Source organism: Candidatus Bandiella numerosa (assembly GCF_021811875.1).
Classification (GTDB): Bacteria; Pseudomonadota; Alphaproteobacteria; order Rickettsiales; family Midichloriaceae; genus Aquirickettsia; species Aquirickettsia numerosa_A.
The window spans coordinates 1-428 of sequence record NZ_JAJBJD010000226.1 but is presented as its reverse complement, the minus strand read 5'-3'; the positions used below and the strand labels follow the sequence as shown (position 1 = coordinate 428).

Here is a 428-nt window from a genome sequence, read left to right as displayed (position 1 = left end):
GTTAAATTGCCAAAAACGTAGCGCAAATAACCATGTAAAAATAGCAGAGTGCACAAATATGATAGGAGGCATTTTAAGCAAGATTAAATCAGAAGAAGTAGTAGAGAGCAAGGGTGATGCAGATGATTTGTATATGTATGTGGATGGAGGGCATGTAAAAGATAAAGATAGAGAAAAAAGAAGCTTTGAAGCATTGCTAGCCGCGGTGTTTAAGGCAGATTCATATAAGAAAGCTGCAAACAGTAATACAGCTATACCTAAGCATATAGCAGCATCGGCAATTAATGATGGTGGCAAAACAATAAATAAGTACACGCTAGATGCGGCAAAAAAAGAAGGCATGAGCAAAAACACAGAAATAACTGCGTTCTGCGATGGAGCCGCAAACTGCTGGAGTATTGTTGATTCATTGGAAAGTCACTGCAAAA

General features: G+C 38.3%; 1 pseudogene. It reads left to right on the top strand.

Annotated features, from left to right (window positions below):
• Positions 1-58 precede the first annotated feature (58 nt).
• A pseudogene (locus tag L8D11_RS05480) lies at positions 59-428 on the top strand (hypothetical protein); the annotation flags it as partial.